Here is a 20,958-nt window from a genome sequence, read left to right as displayed (position 1 = left end):
TCAAATAGGCTCAGTTGCTTAACTGTTCTGTTTTTATCGTTATTTTGCTGTTAATTGCACTGCACTTATTATCGATTCATTAAGCTTTAGGCAAAATAATCGATTTTTTGTTTATTTACAATTCTAAGCGTGAGATCGGTAATGGCAATAATTAGAGCCGAACGGATCATTTGTTGATAGCGGTGTTGATACATAGTTGATTTTAACGTATCGACAATACCCAGTTCTTTTACTTGCTCATGCTGATCAGCCCAATTTGGGGGGAGTACCATATCATGGAGTAAACTAATCGGCCCTAATATTTCATCATCCAGAAAGGTGTATTTTTTATCGTCTTGTTCTAATTCATCTAAAATCGCTATCAGCAGTTCGATATCTTCATAATCTTCACGGGTAATAATGCCCAGCGCATAAAGCAGTTTTAAGCAAACCGAAGTATCATTAAGTGGGCCGTTTTTGCCGACTAAAGTGGGGATAACAAATTTAATGGCGTGCGTATCTTTGCGAAAAACAGTTAAAATTAATTGATTAACACTTTGGTTAATGAGCTTGATTGCAACCGTCAGCAAGCTGTAAATATCAGCTTGCTGATTGAGTTTTTCAAGTATCGTGTCTTCTGCTAATATCGTGTCGGGCATCTTTGCTTAATATTGATGATTTTGCATAGCAGTATAAAGTTGTTCAATTTGCGGAACAATAGGATTATCGTTTTCAATGCCAGAAATCGAACAAAAAGCTTGCGTAATGCCATGCTGTGCAATTTGATTGGCTAAATCAACGGCTTGTTCGTCTTCATGATTTCGATAATTGAGCGCAGCGGCAATACCAATTAATAAATTGCTATTGGTTAGTTGATGCTCAAATGTGCCTAATAAAGGTTTAATCAAACGGTCACCGGTAGCTAATTTTCGCATTGGCTGGCGACCCACTCGGGCGGTATCGTCATGCAAGTACGGGTTTTCAAATCGAGTAAGAATCTTTTCGATATAAGCTTGATGTTTGGTTGGATCAAATTGATATCGTTTGATTAAAACTTGACCGCTTTCTTCCATTGCGCCACGTACTACATCTCGAATTCGATCTACTAAAATGGCTTCACGAATTGTGGCGATATTATGGTAGTACCCTAAATAGGCTGTAATGGCATGACCGGTATTGAGGGTAAATAGTTTGCGTTCGACAAACGCCATTAAATTATCGACAGGCTCCATACCTTTGATTGCTGGGATAGGGCCAATAAATTGATTTTTATCGACAATCCATTCGCAAAAAGTTTCAACGGTGACTTCTAATATATCACCCGTTTTTGACGTTGCAGGCGGCACGATGCGATCGACGGCAGAATCGACAAAGCCAATATGGCTATTGACCCAATGATGAAGATCGTCGGGTATTGTTTTAAAAATTTCTTGTTTAAATTGGCTGGTACCTCGAACCATATTTTCACATGCGATGATATTTAATGGTGCGTTATTACCTTGTTGATGTCTTGCGATAATGCCTTTAGCTACTGTCGGCGCTATGCGAGCTAGTATTTGTGGACCTACGGCGGTTGTGACTAGATCGACTTTAGCAATGTAATTTATCACTTCATCGGAAGTGCTGTTAATTGCATCAACATTGCGGACAATTTCCGTGGTTGAGTTTTCACCAACTACATTGACAGGATATTGATGGCGCTTTGCCAATTCGTCGATAACTTGTTGATTGACATCAGCAAAAGTAACATGTATTCCCGCATCTGATAATAATTTGCCAATAAAACCACGTCCAATGTTCCCGGCGCCAAAATGTAATGCTTGCATAATAATTGACCTTCTTATTTAATTTTAATTATTTAACTGTTTTATTATTCATTACCCACATCCTGATTTCAAAATGTGGGTAATATTTACGCTTGTTAACTCAGTATTGTTAAAACTTCTTCGATGTTACAAGTCGTTGCAAGTTGTGCGATGATTTTTGGATCATCCAGTGCATTAGTGAGTTTGGCGATAACATCTAAATGTTCGTTATTACGCGCTGCAATACCAATAACAATTCTTGCCTGATCTTGTTCTTCCTCACCAAATTGTACGCCTGCTGGATACTGGCAAAATACAATACCGGTTGTAATAACATCATCTTTTGCTTCAATCGTGCCATGCGGTACGGCAATCGATTCACCTAAAAAGGTAGAGGTTAACCGTTCACGTTCAAGCATTGCTTCAATATAAGCCGGTTTAACATAGCCATTATCGACTAATTTTTGCCCGGCATAGCGAATCGCCTCTTCTTTACTGTTTGCCGTTAGGCCTAAAAAGATATTCTTTTCAGTGAGTTTAAATAGTGGTGTGTTTTCAACCGCGGATTGGCGATTTGGTTGGGCATCGGATAAATGGTTAGTTTGCGCATCGGTTAATTCAACAACCAATCGGCTGTATAAGTCACTATCTAAAAAGTTAGTTAAAGAAATATGGTGTGCATCTGGCGCATACTGTTTTGCCCGTTCAGTGAGATCTTTGTGTGTAATAACGATATCAGCATCATTAGGTAAATTGTTAATGGCTAAATTAATGACGTTAATATCTAAATTGGCATCTTGTACTTTTTTACGTAATACGCCAGCACCCATTGCACTTGACCCCATGCCGGCATCACAAGCGACAATAATTTTTTTCACCTCGGTAAGGGTAAACGTTTTATTTTCTGAGCCTTTTGCCTCGTTTTTCATCATGGAGACATCAGATTTAGCATCTTCAAAACTTATATCGTTATTTTTTGTGGTTTTTAATAAAATTGCTGAAACTACAAATGATACTGCTGTTGCGGTAATAACTGATAGTGTTACACCTAAATATGACCCTTTTGCCATACTCATCACTGCAAATATTGAACCCGGCGAAGCAGGCGCAGTTAATCCGGCATCAAATACGGTTAAAGTGAAGATACCGGTCATGCCACCTAAAATAACTGCAATAATTAAGCGAGGATTCATCAACACATATGGGAAGTAAATTTCATGAATACCGCCAAAGAAGTGAATGATTGCTGCGCCACTAGCTGAACCTTTTGCCGCACCTTTACCAAAGAACATGTAAGCGAGCAATAAACCTAAGCCCGGACCCGGGTTTGCTTCGATTAAGAAGAAGATTGATTTACCGGTTTCTGCAACTTGTGTTACGCCTAATGAGGTAAATACACCGTGATTAATGGCATTGTTAAGAAATAGTACTTTTGCCGGCTCGACAAGGATTGAGGTAAGCGGTAATAAACCATGATCGACCATAAATTGCACTGCGACAATCAATATACCGGTTAACCAAGTCACCGACGGACCAATTGCGAAAAAAGCAATCAACGCAAGAATCATGCCCAGTATGCCCGCTGAAAAGTTATTGACCAGCATCTCAAAACCACTTTTGACTTTGCCTTCTACGGCTTTGTCAAAGATTTTAATTGTCCAGCCACCTAATGGTCCTGATATCATGGCACCTAAAAACATCGGAATTGATGCACCAACAATAACACCAAATGTTGTGATAGCGCCTACCACTCCTCCACGCTCACCATAGACAAGTTTACCACCGGTATAACCAATGAGTAATGGAAGGAGGTAGGTAATCATCGGCCCAATGAATGAAGTAGAAATCGCTTCGTTAGGCAGCCATCCGCCTGCGCTAGGATCTTTGGCGTTGAATAAAAATATGGCTGTAATAAAACCCCAAGCAATAAATGCGCCGATGTTTGGCATCACCATATTACTGAGAAAGCGTCCGAAATTTTGGACTTTTAATTTGATATTTGAGGTACTCATAAATTAATCTTTCCTTGTTGATTGATATAATCATAATGCTGTTATTGTAGAAGTATTCACTTATCTGATTCATCAAAAATAATTGATAAATGTGACCAATATCACACACCTAAGAGTAGGGTATTTTTATTTTTTGTGATCGAGATCACGCTAATGTGGCGATAGACTGCTTTTAAGGTAAGTTTTACTAAATTTATTGGTTGTTTGAACTGGGGGCTTGCGATTTAGATAAGGTCATGTATTGCCACAAACTTAAATTAATTTTAAGCGTTATCCGTGATTTATATAGTTTTACTTCCTTTTGCTGCCAATCAAAAATGAGTAAAAGATAAATACATTGCTGTTTTAATTGTTTCGCTATTTTTTGCAATAAAACGTTCTAAATACTTCATTCACATGCTTGAGCAAGAATAGTTAAATATGTATGACACATTTTATTTTCTGCTAATTAGATAATTTTGGATGATGCTATCAGATGACATTATTTTTTTGCTTAAACGTATACATTTTCTGAAACTTCTTGACAAAAATAATTCGTTTGTTTACAAAAATTAACTAAACAATATAACTAATGCTCTGATTTTTATATCAAATTTAATTTACTTTTATCTGTATTTTGATATCATAACCGACGCTTTGGGAAAGCACTTACTAAAGTAAGTTATTATTTGATAAAGGATTCGATGAAGGATCATTCTTTTACATTGAGGTAAAAATGAAAGCACTATCTATTGTAGCGTTAATTTTCGCTATCATTTCTATTTTTGTTCCTATTGTTGGGCTATTTATTGCTATGGGTTGTAGTGTTTTAGCATTAATTAGTTTTCGTGGACAACCTACCATTTCCGGCATTACTTTTGGGGTTAATATAATCAGTACTGCATTTCTATCCCCATCATTATTAATCGCATCTGGCGCTCAAGGTCAAGAAGGCGTGGGTACTTATGCGTTCTATGTCGGTTTTCATGTTGTTGCAATGTTAATTGCATTTGTTTATTTCTTCATCATGAAAAAAAGATAAAAACAAAGCATAATCGATTCGACAAACGATAAAAAATAGATATTAAAATAACCCAATGAATCCACAGTGTTCATTGGGTTATTTTATGTCGTTGAAATGGATTGAAGATTTCAAATCATTATAGGGTGTCAATAATTGTTTATTTGTCACCTTAGCATCAACTAAAGATCATTGGTTATATTATATACAAATAGCAATAACTGATTGATTAAATAATATTTGTTTTCGCCTTTTTAGGTTTCATAGCGATAAACTTAGTGAAGGTAGTATAAACTTTTTAGCATTTTTAAAATCAAATGAAAAACAATATTATCACTATCATTTAATGATTAGTATTAATCCAAAATATAAAGATTACTTTAAACGATTATGTGATAGGTTTTGCAAAAAAAAGTTTTAGATGGTACAACTGATATACAAGATATTATTGAGCCAATTGGTTTAAGTCAGTACGTTACTAAAGAAGAGTACAAAACAGAAAATCAAGCATATCTTTATTGTTTCAAGTTATAGATAAGTTGACATTTATGCCAACTTTGAATGCATTTCAAAATGACAATATTTTATTTAATCAATTGTGTGTATAATCAATAAAGATTCTCTATCATTTATAGCGTAAAAATAATGGATATAGGAAACAAGTAGGTATGAAAAAATTAATATTATTCGTTCTATGTATTCTTAGTAATTATTCGTATGCCGAAGTAAACACAAAAGTTTACAACAACTACATCGGATTATATATACCAGAATTAGCACCTTATTCAAAGTTAATAAAACAACAAGAAATTTATACAACTGTTAATTACATGGATGCCATGAGATTCATAGATGGAAAATTAATTATTAAATCTAATAGTAATGGTTTAATAATTTTTAATGAGAGCGAGAAATATAAAACAGTACTGTTTTATGATTATGTTAAAGGTCTTATTAAATGGGATCTGAATAATAAACCTTTTACTCAAATTAAGATAACTCGCAATAAAGATGAAAACATTATTGAATTGTCTTCATTAAATAGTTTCAATTTCCATTATCGCTATAATTATGATGAACTCAAAAGATTAGTAATGTTGATGGGTGAAGGAATGACCACAAAGATAAAAATTGAATTTTTCTATACAAATAATAATTTAGTAAAATCTATTGATTTTAAAGCAAATGACTCTAATCAACCCAACAATAGAAAAATAGATTTTATTTATGATGATGACAATAAACTAAAAGAAACAATACAAACCAATTATTCAGATGAAAACAATTCAAAAATAGACAAGACAATAACTTGCTCTTTCTCTGATTATAATGAATATGGAGATTGGACAAAAGGCCAATGTATTAAAAATGGTAATATTGATTTAGGTACTATTACGCGAAAATTAGAATATTAATAATAAAAAAGAATATAGATGAAAAAACTAGGTACTCGAATTTTTGTACCTAGTTAATAATTTAACCTGTAAAGGTTCGCAATATTTTTTATTAACAACTACATCTCTAAACTTCTGTTTATCAGTAAAACTCCGACTAATATTAGTACATAAATCCGTAAAATTATTTGTGCCATTATTTGATTTATAGAAAAATGGTTTAATACTTACACAATTTTCATGTTCAAATATTGTTTCTAATAAAACACGGTCTGAGGTGGCACAAGAATGACCCCAAATATAAACTTGATACATATCTTGCTTTAGAAAAGTTAATAAATCTTTATCATTAGAATTCAATAAATAATGCAGTGATTTTGAATATTTCAAATATCGATTATCATTTTTATTTTCTAATTCTAATATGAATTATCTAATTCATCGCCATATCCAAATACAATCGGATTATCTAGATTGCCTTGTTTGCCATGTATTTGGAGATGTTTTGCTTTAATCTCAGGTGATAGGTATTGCTCAATGGTATTAGTGTAATTGAAATTTAAAAATAAAGTTTCAGTAACCTGATAAGATAATGGTAGTTTTGTGTTCGTAGCTAAACCTTTTAAACTTGGTTTTTGATTTAAAAATTCTAATTTGTTATTCAATTCTAGCTTTAGAATAGTTTTTCATCTTTATCTAATTGATTTAATGTGAGAACGTTGGTTTTGATGATGATATCAAAACCATACACTCAGTCCTCAAATTTTATATAGCGAAATTTACTCTACTGTTACCGATTTTGCTAAATTTCTTGGCTGATCGACATCGGTACCTTTAATTAAGGCGACGTGATATGCCAGTAATTGGGTTGGTACCGTGTAGTAGATTGGTGCGGTAAGCTCTTCGATATGAGGTAAATTGATGATATGCATAGTGTCGTCGCTGACAAAACCGGCGTCTTGCTCTGCAAAAACGTAAAGTTGACCGCCACGTGCTCGCACCTCTTCAATGTTGGATTTTAATTTTTCCAGCATTTCATTGGTCGGTGCCATAACAATGACTGGCATATTGGCATCAATCAACGCTAAAGGGCCATGTTTAAGTTCGCCAGCGGCATAAGCTTCGGCATGGATATAAGAGATCTCTTTAAGTTTTAACGCTGCTTCCATGGCAATTGGGTACTCATCCCCACGCCCTAAAAATAGTGCATGATTTTTATCAACAAACTTTTCAGCAAGTTTTTTAATTTCAGGCTCCGCCATTAATACTTGTTCGATGCGATTAGGTAAGGTTTGTAAGGCATGGACAATCGCTTGTTCAGTGATTTGCGCCATGTTATTTAAGCGTCCCAATTTAGCCACTAATAACAGTAAGACTGTCAATTGCGTGGTAAAAGCTTTGGTTGATGCTACACCAATTTCAACTCCTGCCTTAGTGAGCAAAACTAAATCGGCTTCACGTACTAGCGTAGAGGCAGCGACGTTACAAATCGCTAAAGTGCATAGATAGTTATTTTCTTTGGCAAGTCTTAGTGCTGCCAGTGTATCGGCTGTTTCGCCCGACTGAGAAAGGGTGATAAATAAACTGTTTTTGCGTCGAGCCGGTTTGCGATAGCGAAATTCTGAGGCAATTTCGACATCACACGGGATACCGGCCAATGCTTCAAACCAATAACGGGCAACCATTCCGGCGTTATAAGCCGTGCCACAGGCAACAATTTGCACATGCTCAATTTGATTAAGGATTGCTTGCGCTTCTTCGCCTAGCTCTGATAAATCCACTTCGCCATGTGCCATGCGTCCTTCCAAAGTATTTTTTATGGCGTTAGGTTGTTCGTAGATCTCTTTTTGCATGTAATGGTTGTAACCCGCTTTACTCCCCGCATCATATTTTGCTTCTGACTCAATACAAGGGCGGGTAACTTCATTATGATTTTTATCTAAAATTGTGACCGTGCGGTGAGTAATAAGGGCAATATCGCCTTCTTCTAAATAGATAAATTGACGAGTAACCGGTAAAAGCGCAAGTTGATCAGAGGCGATAAAATTTTCACCCACTCCACAACCAATCACCAATGGACTACCTGAGCGAGCAGCCACAAGGATATCTGGATTGCGGGTATCCATAATTACCGTACCATAGGCGCCTCTTAGTTGCGGTATGGCTTTTTGTACGGCTTCTAATAACGGGCAATCTTCAGTGGTAATAATGTGATGAATTAGGTGGGCAATCACTTCGGTGTCTGTTTCAGAACGAAACTGATAGCCTTTAGCAATTAACTGTTCACGTAGTGGCTCAAAGTTTTCAATAATGCCATTATGTACAACAGCGATAAAATCAGATACATGTGGATGGGCATTGTGTTCGGCCGGTTCTCCATGGGTTGCCCAGCGTGTGTGGGCAATACCGGTGGCACCTTTAATAGGATGCTGTTCGACGGCATCTTTTAGTGCTTGCACTTTACCAACACGTCGAACGCGTTGTAACTCGTCTGCCGGGGAAATAATTGCAAGTCCTGCTGAATCATAACCACGATACTCAAGTCGTTTTAATCCTTCTAATAGAATTTCTGCAACATCACGTTTGGCAATGGCGCCAACAATTCCACACATTGTTTATTCCTCGTTCGATAACTTAGACGGTCTTTTCCAACCAGCAAGTTGTTTTTGTTTAACCCGGCTTACGACTAACTCGTTTTCGTTTACATCGCTTGTTACCGTCGTTCCGGCAGCTATGGTTGCGCCTTTGCCAATTTTCACCGGGGCAATCAATTGGCTGTCAGATCCAACGAAAACATCATCTTCAATAATCGTTTTAAATTTATTGGCGCCGTCATAATTACAGGTAATTGTACCTGCGCCAATATTGACATTATCACCAATTTCACTATCGCCCAGATAAGTTAAGTGGCCTGCTTTAGTGCCTTTACCTAAATGCGCTTTTTTCAGTTCGACAAAGTTTCCTACATGGGCTTGCTCGTCAAGGGTTGAACCGGGTCTTAATCTAGCGAAAGGTCCAACTGTACAATGTTGAGCGATGTTAGCGTTGTCAATGATGCTATAAGGGCTGATATCGCAATTATCATCTATGGTGCAATTTTTTAAAATTGATCCGGCACCAATTGTCACGTTATTGCCTAATTTAACGTCTCCTTCAATGATGACATTACAGTCGATAACGACATCTTTGCCATGAGTAAGCGTGCCTCGTAAATCGAAGCGACTTGGATCTTTTAACGTGACACCTGCTTGCAATAGGTTTTGGGCTTGCTTAAGCTGATAATGGCGCTCTAATGTTGCTAATTGTAATCGATTATTCACACCTTCCACTTCAAACTGATCGGTCGGATGAGATGTAAGAATTTCATAGCCATCTTGATGAGCAAAGCCAATAATATCAGTTAAATAGAACTCATTTTGTGCATTGTTATTGGTAAGTCTGGATAACCAATTTTTAAGTAGTTTTCCTGTTACTACCATAATGCCCGTGTTGACTTCATTAATTTTTTGCTGCTCCTTTGTGGCATCTTTTTGTTCGACAATAGCAACCACTTTACCGTTTTGTCGCTCAATGCGCCCGTAGCCGGTAGGATCATCAAGTATTACCGTCAATAGTGCGATACCTTGTTTAGGCTTACTGGCAATTAAGTTTTGTAGTGTAGCTGCCGAAATTAACGGGGTATCGCCATAAAGAATCAACACATCTTCATCATCTTGTATATTGGGTATCGCTTGTAAAACCGCATGTCCGGTGCCGAGCTGCTCAGCTTGGTAAACCAGTTGTAAATCTTGCTTTTGTAAGGCATCTTCAAGCTGTGTTTTACCATGCCCATAGACAATATTAATATGATTGATATTAAGTTGTTGTACTGTGTCGATAACATGTTGTAACATCGGCTTAGCGCCGATTGTATGTAATACTTTAGGTAGGTTAGAATACATCCGTGTGCCTTTTCCTGCCGCCAAAATAATAGCACTAAGTTTTGGAGGTGAAATTGCCATAATCAGTTCCGGTCTGGTTGAAAATAGTTTAATACTATAATCAAAGTTTGGTATGAAATCATCCCGAATGAATTAATTTTTCTCATAAAAAAAGTTATCGTGCAATTAACTAAGTGTTTATTAAAAGGAAGCATCGTTATGAACAGTATTATAAAAGTTTTATTACTCTATACCACACACGAAAAACAAACACTTAAAATCATGCAACGAATTAAAGCACAACTCGAAGGAAAATGTGATTGTGATCTTATTGAGTTAAAATCAGATAGCAAAATTGACCTAAGCCAATATCAAGCAGTGTTGTTAGGCTGTTCGATTCGATATGGTTTTTACAGTAAAGTGATGAAGAAGTTTATTGATGAAAATTATCAACAATTAAACAAAATTAAATCAGGTTTTTTTGGGGTGAATGTGGTGGCTAGAAAGCCAAATAAAAATACGCCGGAAACCAATTTATATACTAAAAAGTTTTTAGCCAAAATTGCTTGGAAGCCAACTATTACAGCCGTTTTTGCCGGTGCGCTTTATTATCCTAAATATAATTGGTTTGATCGTAATATGATTCGCTTTATTATGTGGTTAGGTAAAGGGGATACCGATGTGACTAAGGAAATCATTGAATATACCAATTGGGATCAGGTTAATGAATTTGCTCAGCAGTTTTATATTAAAACATGTACTTTGTCTTAAAGATCTTAAACGCTAAATTTAAGATTTTCCTTTAGTTATTGTGTTATAAAGTTCTTTTCAAGAAATTTTGTGATATAGATCAACATTTTTAATAAAAAGGTGTACAATATTGCGCCTAAAGAATCTATCTCCTAATTGGGATTTTAATTGTGATTGAAAATTTAAGAAATATAGCCATTATTGCTCACGTTGACCATGGTAAAACGACTTTGGTTGATAAGTTATTAAAACAATCAGGCACGCTAGATAATTTGCGTGGCGATGACAATGAACGAATAATGGATTCTAATGCGCTTGAAAAAGAGCGTGGTATTACCATTTTAGCTAAAAATACAGCTATCGACTGGAATGGTTACCGTATCAATATTGTTGACACCCCGGGACATGCCGATTTCGGTGGCGAAGTTGAACGTGTTATGTCAATGGTTGACTCTGTTCTTTTGCTGGTTGATGCAATGGACGGACCAATGCCACAAACACGTTTTGTTACGCAAAAAGCGTTTGCTCATGGTTTAAAACCAATTGTCGTTATTAACAAAGTTGACCGACCAGGTGCTCGCCCGGATTGGGTTGTCGATCAAGTATTCGACTTATTTGTCAATCTAGGTGCAACTGATGAACAATTAGATTTTCCAATTGTTTATGCATCTGCTTTAATGGGTATAGCTGGTTTAGATCACGAGCATATGGCTGAAGATATGACGCCATTGTTTGAAGCGATTGTTAAATATGTTGAACCCCCTAAAGTTGATTTAGATGGTCCATTCCAAATGCAAATTTCACAACTTGATTATAACAATTATGTTGGTGTTATTGGTATTGGTCGTATTAAACGTGGTCGAGTTAAACCTAATCAGCAAGTTACTATCGTTGATAGTGAAGGTAATAAACGCACCGGAAAAGTGGGTCAAGTATTAGGTCATTTAGGCTTACAGCGTTATGAAGCGCAAGAAGCTGAAGCGGGTGATATTATTGCCTTGACCGGGCTTGGTGAATTAGGCATTTCTGACACAATTTGTGACAATAGTTGTGTTGAAGCATTACCGGCATTGAGCGTTGATGAACCAACGGTCACCATGTTCTTTAATGTAAACAGTTCACCTTTTGCCGGTAAAGAAGGTAAGTATGTTACTTCACGTCAAATTCTTGAACGTTTAAATAAAGAATTGGTACATAACGTAGCACTTCGTGTTGAAGAAACTCCTGATCCTGATGCGTTTAGAGTGTCTGGTCGTGGTGAATTGCATTTGTCGGTGTTAATCGAGAATATGCGTCGTGAAGGTTATGAACTTGGGGTTTCACGTCCTAAAGTTATTTATCGTGAAATTGATGGTAAAAAACAAGAGCCATTTGAACAAGTGACGCTTGATATTGAAGAGCAACATCAAGGCTCAGTAATGGAAGCGCTTGGCTTACGTAAAGGCGATTTAACCAATATGCTGCCTGACGGTAAAGGTCGTGTGCGTTTAGATTATGTGATTCCTAGCCGTGGTTTGATTGGCTTTAGAACAGAATTTATGACAATGACGTCGGGTACAGGTTTACTTTACTCTACATTTAGTCATTATGATGATGTGCGTCCGGGTGAAATTGGTCAACGTAATAACGGTGTGATGATTTCTAATGGTACAGGTAAAGCGTTAGCTTATGCTTTATACAGTTTACAAGATCGTGGTAAATTATTCCTTGGTCATGGTGCTGAAGTTTATGAAGGTCAAATTATTGGTATTCATACCCGTTCAAATGACTTAACCGTTAACTGTTTAACCGGTAAAAAACTAACCAATATGCGAGCATCGGGTACTGATGAGGCAACCACGTTATCTCCACCGGTTAAAATGTCATTAGAGCAAGCGTTAGAGTTTATTGATGATGATGAATTAGTTGAAGTTACGCCATTATCAATTCGCTTACGTAAACGACATTTAACTGAAAATGATCGTAAACGTGCGTTCAGAAGTGGCAATAAAGACTAAGTGTCTGTCACATTAGTTTACAACTGTTAAACAAAAACCTCGCTACTTATTAGCGAGGTTTTTTTTGGCTTTTACTCTGGCAATAGCATCTGCAATAGACTGTTTGCGATCCTTTTGCGTGCTGATAGGCGCGGGATTAACCGGTATTGAACGAGGAAATAAAATGGTCGGTGGTACCAGTTGATTATGGTTTAAGCGTTGTTGTTTCTTCTGCGTTAATCTTAGCTCCTCATCTTCACTTAAAGCGACGCCTAGCGTACTAAGGCTAATACAGTCTGTTGGACAAGTATTGATGCAATTACTGCACGAGGTGCAAAGTTGAGGCAAAATGGTGTGCAATACTTGTTTGCTACCGACAATAGCATCAGTTGGGCAAACACGAATACATTTGCCACAACCAATACAGTTTTCTTCATCAATAAAAGCTTTATATTGTTGTTGGTTTTGCATAATCACTTCTTGTTTTAACTTAAACCTACAATATTACCATCTTTGTCAATATCGATTTGTCGATATGCAGGATTAGTACCAAGCCCTGGCATGGTCATTACATTACCAGCATAAACACGAATAAAGCCAGCCCCAGCTGATATAGCTAAGTGGCTAATATCAACATCAAAGTTAGTTGGTACATTCTTAAGGTTAGCATCAGCACTTATCGACATAGGTGTTTTGGCAATACAAAGCGGTAGAATATCGAGTTTTAGTGCTTCAATCTCTTTGATGTTTTCCAGCGCTCTTTCCGATAAATTGGCTTTATTGGCACCATATTTTTTGACCATGGTTTGTATTTTGTCGATTAGCGGGATATTATCCGGATAAGGTAATGTGATCGAACTTGGCATAGCGCACGCTTGAATAACATGTTGCGCCAGTTTTTCAGCACCTTTACCACCTTGAGTAAATACTTCACTCACTTCACAGGCAAATGCACCATGTTCAACAGCATATTTTTGTAAGAAAGCCAGTTCTTCTTCGCTATCATGCGGGAAGCGGTTTATCGCTACAATCACTTGTAAACCGTAACTTTTAGCGTTGTTAATATGCCATGCTAAATTTGCTGCGCCAATCTCAAGTAGTTCTACATTCGATTCAGAGATCTCTTTAGGAATGGCTTGCCCCGGTTTGATGTTATATTTACCACTATTCGATTTTAAGCTACGCACAGTTGCAACTAACACAATACAATCGGCTTTAATTCCTGCTTGGCGATATTTGATATTAAAGAATTTTTCCATACCCATATCCGATCCAAAGCCAGCCTCGGTTACCACATAGTCTGCCAGTTTTAAAGCAATGCGATCGGCAATTACCGATGAGTTGCCGTGGGCAATATTGGCAAAAGGACCCGCATGGATAAGCACAGGGGTGTTTTCAACGGTTTGCATCATATTAGGATTAATCGCATTTTTTAACAGTACAGTCATGGCGCCGGCAACTTCAAGTTGTTCAGCTGTAATGGGTTCGCCTTGAGTATTGTAGGCTAAAATAATCTTGCCAATACGAGTACGCATGTCGTGTAGATCTGATGACAAGGCTAATATCGCCATTAATTCAGAAGCGGCGGTAATTTCAAAACCATCACGGCGCTCTATACCATTTACACCACCGCCCACACCGACAATAATGTTTCGTAAAGCACGGTCGTTATGATCTATCACTCTTTTCCATACAATACGATTGACATCAATGTTTAATCGTTGCAATCCAGTTTGCTCGGTAAACTCATTACCAAGTCGCTCTTCATGATAAAGGCGAGAGTCTAAAGCCGCTGATGCTAAATCATGGGCGGCAGTTATGGCATGAATATCACCAGTTAAATGGAGATTTAGCGTTTCCATTGGTAATACTTCCGCTTGACCTCCACCAGCTGCGCCACCTTTAACGCCAAAAACTGGCCCTAAGCTAGGCTGGCGAATACAGGCGATGGCTTTTTTGCCGATATAATTTAAACCTTCACTAAGCCCGATAGTATTTACCGTTTTACCTTCACCAAGTGGAGTAGGGGTAATAGCTGTCACAAGCACTAATTTGCCATTTGGTTTATTTTCATTTGCTTTAATAATTGAAAGATCGATTTTTGCCACATGTTTGCCATAAGGCAGGACAAATTCGTCAGGTATATTGCACTGTTTTGCAATTTCGGTAATTGGGCGTAACGACATATTTGTTCTCATATTACTTTTAATTGGGGTATCAGTATAAATAATTTGAATTGCCGAATAAAGCGCCAATTTTATCTTTATTGATTTTAAGCACAATCCTCATTTATATTGTTATAATAATTTAAATTTTCAATCAAAGGATAATAGTTAGATGAATTGGTTTTCTCAGTATTCACTTTTTTTAGCTGAAACAGTAACAGTTGTGATCGCAATATTGGCGATTTTAGTTTTTATCATTAGTCAACGCCGAAAATCTTCAACAGCAGCAGGACGTCTTAGTGTCAAAGATATCAGTCATGAGTATGAGCAAGTCAAAGATGACATGTTAATGTTGAGTATGGATGAGCTGGAAGCTAAACAGTTTGCCAAAGATCTAAAAAAACAGAAAAAGCTTGAGAAAAAACAAGCTAAATTAGCCGCTAAAGAAAAAAATAAGCAGCAACAAAATAGCGATCAGAGGAATGAACAACCGGCTGAAGGTCTACCGTCAACTGAAAATAGTAATCAGGATAACGCTAAACCTAAACTCTTTGTCTTATCCTTCAATGGTAGTATGGATGCTCATGAAGTGGAAGAATTACGTCAAGAAATTACTGCTGTGCTTGCTGTAATAAAACCTGAAGATGATGTTGTGATAAAACTTGAAAGCCCTGGTGGTGTGGTTCATGGTTATGGACTTGCCGCATCGCAGTTGTTAAGATTCAGACAACGTGATATTCCTTTTACTGCGGTTGTTGATAAAGTTGCAGCAAGCGGTGGGTATATGATGGCATGTACTGCCTCAAAAATTGTTGCAGCACCGTTTGCAATTGTAGGCTCAATTGGTGTGGTCGCTCAGATTCCTAATTTTAATCGTTTACTTAAAAAGCATGATGTGGATATTGAGTTACAAACAGCTGGGGAATATAAACGTACTTTAACTATGTTTGGTGAAAACACCGACGAAGGTCGCCAAAAATTTAAACAAGAGCTTGAGCAAACTCATTTGTTATTTAAAGATTTTGTTAAAGAGTATCGACCAAATATTGATATCGAGCAAGTGGCAACGGGTGAACATTGGTTTGCAACTCAGGCAAAAGATAAAGGTTTAGTTGACGAAATCAGTACCAGTGATGATTTTATTTTATCTCATTTAGATTCACATAAAATTATTTCTGTTAGTTATCAACGTAAACAAAAACTTTCAGAGAAAATCTCAAAAAATGTCGTAAAAAGCGTTGAAAGATTGTTTTTCAGGCAAGGAAATGGGCTGTAATGCCCTTTTTACTCGCCAGAAACTGTGTGTTGGGTGATGATAAAAATGAAAAAACAAGCGCCTGTGCAGATAACCTTAATCCGCCAAGGAAGAACTGAAAAAGCTGAAATTTATTTTAAAACAACACAATCTGATAAATACAAGTTAAAAATCTTGTTTAGTAACAATGACAGTTTTGAAGTAACTGATAATGATTATTTCAGCTGTTTTTGTCAAATTAGGGATCATTTTCCCGATATTACCTTTCTTTGTAAAGGGGCTAAAGAAAACGTTTACCCATCGAGAATGGCGAGGGATATGGGTGGTGGTTTAGTCGCTTATCAATTAACCATTGGCAAACCTGCTAATCAGAAAGATCTTGTGCCCATTTTTGATTTTGAAGATGAAAATATTGTTTCCACAAAAGAACAAGAAGATTTTTTTAAGACTTGGTTGCACACACCTAGAAAATAACAACTGTAATTAAGTTATACAGTTGTTATTTCTAGAAAAATTAAAGACGTTTAATAATAATTGAAGTGTTGATGCCACCAAAAGCAAAATTATTGGTTTGCATATATTCAATATCCAAATTTCGACCTGAACCGACAATATAATCTAAGTCTCCACAGGCTGGATCGACATTTTCAAGATTAATGGTAGGGTTGAACCAACCACTGTGCATCATTTCGACAGATAACCAGGCTTCTATTGCTCCACAAGCCCCTAGGGTATGACCAAAATAGCTTTTTAATGATGATATTGGCGTTTGGTTACCATAGATGTTTGCTACTGCATTGCTTTCAGCTATATCGCCTCGGGCTGTTGCTGTTCCGTGCGCACTAATGTAACCAATTTGTTTAGCATCTAATTTGGCTTGTTTTAACGCTTCTTCCATACAAATTTGGATAGTTTCTTGGCGTGGTTGGGTAATATGACTAGCATCACAATTGGTTTTAAAACTGATAATTTCGCCATATATTTTAGCGCCTCGGGCTTTGGCATGTTCGTACTCTTCAAGTATTAATGCCCCCGCACCTTCACCAATAACAAGCCCGTCTCTATCTCGATCATAAGGACGAGGTGATAGCTTAGGTGTGTCGTTTAATTGACTGGTGGCAAATAGGGTATCAAATACTGCGGCCTCAGAAGGGCATAACTCTTCAGCACCGCCTGCTACCATAATGGTTTGCATGCCGTATTTAATGGCTTCATAAGCATAGCCAATCGCTTGACTGCCGGAGGTACAAGCACTGGAAGTGGTGATTAATCTTCCTTTTAATCCAAAAAATAAGCCTGTGTTAACCGCTGTGGTGTGAGGCATCATTTGTATATAGGTGGTCGCTGTTATGTTATTTGTATGCTTTTCGTTTAACATTGTGGCGAATTCGGCAACCGGTTGAGTACTGCCGGTTGATGAACCAAAAGCAATCCCTGTTTCACCATCGGTAAGAATAGGATCATCTAATAAGCCTGCCTTTTCTAATGCTATTTCTGTCGCTTTAGTCGACAGCAATGATACTCTACCCATAGAGCGAATTTTTTTACGCGTATAGTGTTCCGGTATTATGAAATTGTCGATAGGCGCACCCAATTTTGTGTGTAAGCCATCATAGATTTCCCATTCGGGCATATATCTAACCGCATTTTGTAACTGTTTTAGGCTGTTTTGTACATTTAACCAGTCATTACCAAATGCAGTAACGCCGCCCATACCTGTTATGACAACTCTTTTTGTCATATCATCCCTCCATTGATTGAAATGACTTGGCGAGTGATGTAACCCGCAATATCTGACATTAAATAGCTCGCCAGTCCGGCAACTTCTTCAACTTGTCCCATTCGTTTTAATGGAATCATTTTCATAGCTTCTTGTAGCGCAATCGGCTCCATATCTAATATGCCGGTATCAATTAATCCCGGTGCAATGCAATTAACGGTAATTTTTCGTTTAGCTAGCTCAAGTGCCAGCGCTTTACTTGCGCCAATGACGCCTGCTTTTGCGGCACTATAATTTACTTGTCCTCGGTTGCCTGCAATTCCCGATACAGATGAGATAACAATAATACGCCCACCACGGCGCAGTCCAATCATTGGCATAATACAAGGATGAAGTACATTGTAAAAACTATCGAGATCGGTATGAATGACACTTTGCCAATCATCTTGCGTTAATGCAGGAAAAGCACCGTCGCGTATTATCCCGGCATTATTCACGACGCCATAATAACCGCCATATAATTCGATATCTTCTTCTATTCTTTGTTTACATTGCATTTGATTGCTTACATCAAACTGAATCAAACGAGCCTGACCACCTAAATTTTCGATTATTGCCTTAGTATCAAGCGCACCTTGTTTATCGCTATGGTAATGAATCACGAGGTTAAATCCATCTTGCGCTAACTGACAAGCAATCGCTTTACCAATTCCTTTACTTGCGCCAGTAACAAGTACTGTTTTGTCCATTATTTTTCTCCTAATCGATTGTCACCAAATAAGTCTTCTAATTCGGACTCATCTGGCTCATATACATTAAGTTTTCCTTTGACAACACATTGTTGGTCAATAAAAATTTGACAATCAAAGTTAGCCAATTTTGAATCATTCAGAACTAAATTGGCGTGGATCATTAAGTGACTATCATAAGGAAATGCAGGTAAAGTTGTTTTTATCGCTCGTCCACCGATTAACATACCTAAAGAGGGTATTTTGTTGTTTAACAGACTGTGATAGCCATTCCAAACGCCAATGGTTTGCGCCATTATTTCAATCGCATAAAAATTGGGTAGTAATTTATTTTCATTCAAAAAAGGCGCTAAAATACCTGTTTCATGAGTTCGAACACTACAAATACACTTTTCTTCATTGATTAAATGAATGTTTTCCACCATTACCATTGGCGTTTGATGAGGTAAATAATAGCTTGCTGGGTGATAGTTCATCATATTTTTCCGATAATTAGTGATGCATTATTACCGCCAAATGCGAACGAATTCGACATTATAATCCGTTTTTCTAACATCATTTTTTTAGTAATTATATTAATTTTATCCAGACTTTCATCATAAGGTGATTGGGAAAAGTCTTGTTGAGGTAGATAGATATTCTGATCGAGTAACAGGCAACTAAGCGCCAGTTCAGTTATAGCCGCACTGCCTAATGTGTGTCCGGTAAGATGTTTAGTTGAACTGCAAGGCGGTAAGTTTTGTTTAAATAATCGATAGACAGCTTTGCTTTCAGCTAAATCATTTAATTTGGTTGCGGTGCCATGTAAATTGATATAACCAATATCATTGATCGTCAATTTAGCCGTATCTAACGCCATTTGCATGGCCTGTTGAGCACCTATCCCTTCGGGATGCGGTGAAGAGATATGGTAAGCATCTGATGATTCACCTGCGCCTAATAGCCTAATATCACTGGTCGGTTCTTTAGTTAATAAAAATAGAGCACCGGCTTCACCAATATTGATGCCATCTCGTTTTTCAGCAAATGGGGTACAGGGTTTTTCTGAAAGTGCTTCAAGGGCGTTGAATCCGTTGATTGGCATTCTGCTTAAGCTGTCGGCACCGCCCACAATTGCGGCATCAACAATACCAAGCTCAATTAATCTTTTGCCACTTATTATTGCTTTCGCACTTGAAGTACAAGCTGTTGATATTGTGTAACTTGGCCCGGTTAAGCCTAGTAACATGGTTAAAAAACAAGAAGGGTTGCCTAACTCTTGTTGAGCATAAGTGAAATCTTGATTATGGTTGCCTGTTTGCGTCAGTTGTTTTATATACTTATCGCCTTCATCAATACCTGATGTGCTTGTTCCTATCACAATGGCAATGCGATCAGCGTTATATTTTTTTATCGCTTTGTTTATTTCTGTCTGAATCTGTAAATAGGCAGCATAAAGTAGTTGATTATTTCGGGTTGAATATGGCGATAAATGTTTAGGAATAGCAGGAAGTGTCTGATTATTAACTTTTCCTAACCAAGTTTTTTTGCCGTTTAATAACCATCCTTCTTGTTGAATTAAACAATGCTTAGCACAATAATTTTGACTTAAATTATGTTTAATTTCGTCTTGAGAACTACCTAAACTATTAATTGCACCAAATGCTGCTACATAAACCATCTATTTTGCTTCCATGCTCTGTATTGAAATTTGATAACCAAATATATTATGTTTTATCTGTGTAGGTTTTCTAATCTGATTCGATGTTGTTTGATTATAACTAATATCAATAATGATGTTTTGTTGATCATCGATTAATTGTCTGTGATAGTTATTATCAATAAGTTTCCACCCTTGTGGTAAAACCGCTTGCCATTGCTTAAGAGGCAGAATGCTTAATAAGATATCAGATAGCACTTGTTCGGGCGGAGGGAGTTGCTTGATAAAAATATTTTGTTTGGTTTTAATACTTTTGCCTGTATAGCTCAATTCAAATAAGCGTATTCCAAGTGCCGAAAGCCCTATAACCTTGAGTTGATCATCTTTAGCGTCTAAAAGGATAATTAAAGAGTGCTCTTGGTCATTATATTTAAATTTTAATAGCTGTTGATCATGATAGTTATTTTCAAAATTAGGTTTGGGAATACTCACTTTTGTATCTTTAGTAAACCAAGCTTCGGATTTGGTTTTGCTAGCGCATCCGGTTGCTAAGAAACCAACGATAACCATAATTAAAACAATATATTTTTTCAT

At 37.0% G+C, this 20,958-nt stretch carries 19 protein-coding genes; 6 read left to right on the top strand and 13 right to left on the bottom strand.

The window, feature by feature from the left end:
• Positions 1-86 precede the first annotated feature (86 nt).
• The 3 genes from J3U42_RS02965 to J3U42_RS02955 form a co-directional block, all read right to left on the bottom strand.
• Positions 87-638 carry an MltR family transcriptional regulator gene (locus J3U42_RS02965; protein ID WP_267328588.1) on the bottom strand — a complete coding sequence of 184 codons (552 nt, stop codon included), beginning with the start codon at positions 636-638 and terminating at the stop codon, positions 87-89.
• 6 nt (positions 639-644) lie between these two features.
• Entirely contained in the window at positions 645-1,805 is a 1,161-nt protein-coding gene (locus tag J3U42_RS02960) for a mannitol-1-phosphate 5-dehydrogenase (RefSeq protein ID WP_220219056.1), read from the bottom strand.
• 95 nt (positions 1,806-1,900) lie between these two features.
• Positions 1,901-3,796 (bottom strand): PTS mannitol transporter subunit IICBA, encoded by a 1,896-nt coding sequence (locus tag J3U42_RS02955; protein ID WP_267335447.1) that lies wholly within the window; start codon positions 3,794-3,796, stop codon positions 1,901-1,903.
• Positions 3,797-4,511: 715 nt separating this feature from the next.
• Between J3U42_RS02955 and J3U42_RS02950 the strand changes: the two genes are divergently transcribed.
• Both J3U42_RS02950 and J3U42_RS02945 read left to right on the top strand, forming a co-directional pair.
• Positions 4,512-4,817: a hypothetical protein gene (locus tag J3U42_RS02950; RefSeq protein WP_220219058.1), complete on the top strand. Its 306-nt coding sequence runs from the start codon at positions 4,512-4,514 to the stop codon at positions 4,815-4,817.
• 647 nt (positions 4,818-5,464) lie between these two features.
• Positions 5,465-6,211 (top strand): hypothetical protein, encoded by a 747-nt coding sequence (locus J3U42_RS02945; protein ID WP_267335445.1) that lies wholly within the window; start codon positions 5,465-5,467, stop codon positions 6,209-6,211.
• Positions 6,212-6,609: 398 nt separating this feature from the next.
• Here the strand turns inward: J3U42_RS02945 and J3U42_RS02940 are convergent, their stop codons facing one another.
• The 3 genes from J3U42_RS02940 to glmU all read right to left on the bottom strand — a co-directional run bounded on the left by J3U42_RS02940 (position 6,610) and on the right by glmU (position 10,191).
• Positions 6,610-6,855, bottom strand: a complete 246-nt coding sequence (locus tag J3U42_RS02940; RefSeq protein ID WP_267335443.1) for an AbiH family protein — start codon at positions 6,853-6,855, stop codon at positions 6,610-6,612.
• Between the two features lie 114 nt (positions 6,856-6,969).
• A complete protein-coding gene (glmS, locus tag J3U42_RS02935; protein ID WP_267335441.1) occupies positions 6,970-8,802 on the bottom strand; it encodes a glutamine--fructose-6-phosphate transaminase (isomerizing) in 1,833 nt (610 codons plus the stop codon).
• Positions 8,803-8,805: 3 nt separating this feature from the next.
• Positions 8,806-10,191, bottom strand: a complete 1,386-nt coding sequence (glmU, locus tag J3U42_RS02930) for a bifunctional UDP-N-acetylglucosamine diphosphorylase/glucosamine-1-phosphate N-acetyltransferase GlmU (RefSeq protein ID WP_267335440.1) — start codon at positions 10,189-10,191, stop codon at positions 8,806-8,808.
• A 138-nt stretch (positions 10,192-10,329) separates the two neighbouring features.
• Between glmU and hemG the strand changes: the two genes are divergently transcribed.
• Positions 10,330-10,881, top strand: a complete 552-nt coding sequence (gene hemG, locus J3U42_RS02925) for a menaquinone-dependent protoporphyrinogen IX dehydrogenase (protein ID WP_220219064.1) — start codon at positions 10,330-10,332, stop codon at positions 10,879-10,881.
• Positions 10,882-11,030: 149 nt separating this feature from the next.
• The gene (gene typA, locus J3U42_RS02920; protein ID WP_220219065.1) at positions 11,031-12,857 is read left to right on the top strand and encodes a translational GTPase TypA; all 1,827 of its coding nucleotides are present in this window, start codon (positions 11,031-11,033) and stop codon (positions 12,855-12,857) included.
• 42 nt (positions 12,858-12,899) lie between these two features.
• Here typA and J3U42_RS02915 read toward each other — a convergent pair whose 3' ends face one another.
• Positions 12,900-13,307 (bottom strand): RnfABCDGE type electron transport complex subunit B, encoded by a 408-nt coding sequence (locus J3U42_RS02915; RefSeq protein ID WP_220219066.1) that lies wholly within the window; start codon positions 13,305-13,307, stop codon positions 12,900-12,902.
• A 14-nt stretch (positions 13,308-13,321) separates the two neighbouring features.
• On the bottom strand, positions 13,322-15,022 hold the full coding sequence (locus J3U42_RS02910; RefSeq protein WP_267335439.1) for a formate--tetrahydrofolate ligase: 1,701 nt from the start codon (positions 15,020-15,022) through the stop codon (positions 13,322-13,324).
• 151 nt (positions 15,023-15,173) lie between these two features.
• Here J3U42_RS02910 and sohB point away from each other — a divergent pair, with 151 nt between their 5' ends.
• The gene (sohB, locus tag J3U42_RS02905; RefSeq protein WP_267335438.1) at positions 15,174-16,277 is read left to right on the top strand and encodes a protease SohB; all 1,104 of its coding nucleotides are present in this window, start codon (positions 15,174-15,176) and stop codon (positions 16,275-16,277) included.
• A gap of 45 nt (positions 16,278-16,322) precedes the next feature.
• On the top strand, positions 16,323-16,730 hold the full coding sequence (locus J3U42_RS02900; protein WP_267328578.1) for a hypothetical protein: 408 nt from the start codon (positions 16,323-16,325) through the stop codon (positions 16,728-16,730).
• A gap of 40 nt (positions 16,731-16,770) precedes the next feature.
• Here the strand turns inward: J3U42_RS02900 and J3U42_RS02895 are convergent, their stop codons facing one another.
• Genes J3U42_RS02895 through J3U42_RS02875 form a run of 5 tightly spaced genes read right to left on the bottom strand, consistent with a single transcriptional unit; the run spans position 16,771 to position 20,958 of the window.
• A complete protein-coding gene (locus J3U42_RS02895) occupies positions 16,771-17,997 on the bottom strand; it encodes a beta-ketoacyl-ACP synthase (protein WP_267328577.1) in 1,227 nt (408 codons plus the stop codon).
• The gene (locus J3U42_RS02890; protein WP_267328576.1) at positions 17,994-18,725 is read right to left on the bottom strand and encodes a 3-ketoacyl-ACP reductase FabG2; all 732 of its coding nucleotides are present in this window, start codon (positions 18,723-18,725) and stop codon (positions 17,994-17,996) included. The genes J3U42_RS02895 and J3U42_RS02890 overlap by 4 nt, the downstream gene beginning before the upstream one ends.
• The gene (locus tag J3U42_RS02885; protein WP_267328575.1) at positions 18,725-19,201 is read right to left on the bottom strand and encodes a 3-hydroxy-fatty acyl-ACP dehydratase; all 477 of its coding nucleotides are present in this window, start codon (positions 19,199-19,201) and stop codon (positions 18,725-18,727) included. The genes J3U42_RS02890 and J3U42_RS02885 overlap by 1 nt, the downstream gene beginning before the upstream one ends.
• Positions 19,201-20,385 carry a beta-ketoacyl-[acyl-carrier-protein] synthase family protein gene (locus J3U42_RS02880; protein WP_267328574.1) on the bottom strand — a complete coding sequence of 395 codons (1,185 nt, stop codon included), beginning with the start codon at positions 20,383-20,385 and terminating at the stop codon, positions 19,201-19,203. Before J3U42_RS02880 ends, J3U42_RS02885 begins: the two co-directional genes overlap by 1 nt.
• Positions 20,386-20,958 carry a DUF3261 domain-containing protein gene (locus J3U42_RS02875; RefSeq protein WP_267328573.1) on the bottom strand — a complete coding sequence of 191 codons (573 nt, stop codon included), beginning with the start codon at positions 20,956-20,958 and terminating at the stop codon, positions 20,386-20,388.

Source organism: Gilliamella sp. B2923 (assembly GCF_026536565.1).
Lineage (GTDB): Bacteria > Pseudomonadota > Gammaproteobacteria > Enterobacterales > Orbaceae > Gilliamella.
Note: the sequence above shows the minus strand (reverse complement) of the source record. Positions and strands in the feature narration are given on the sequence as shown.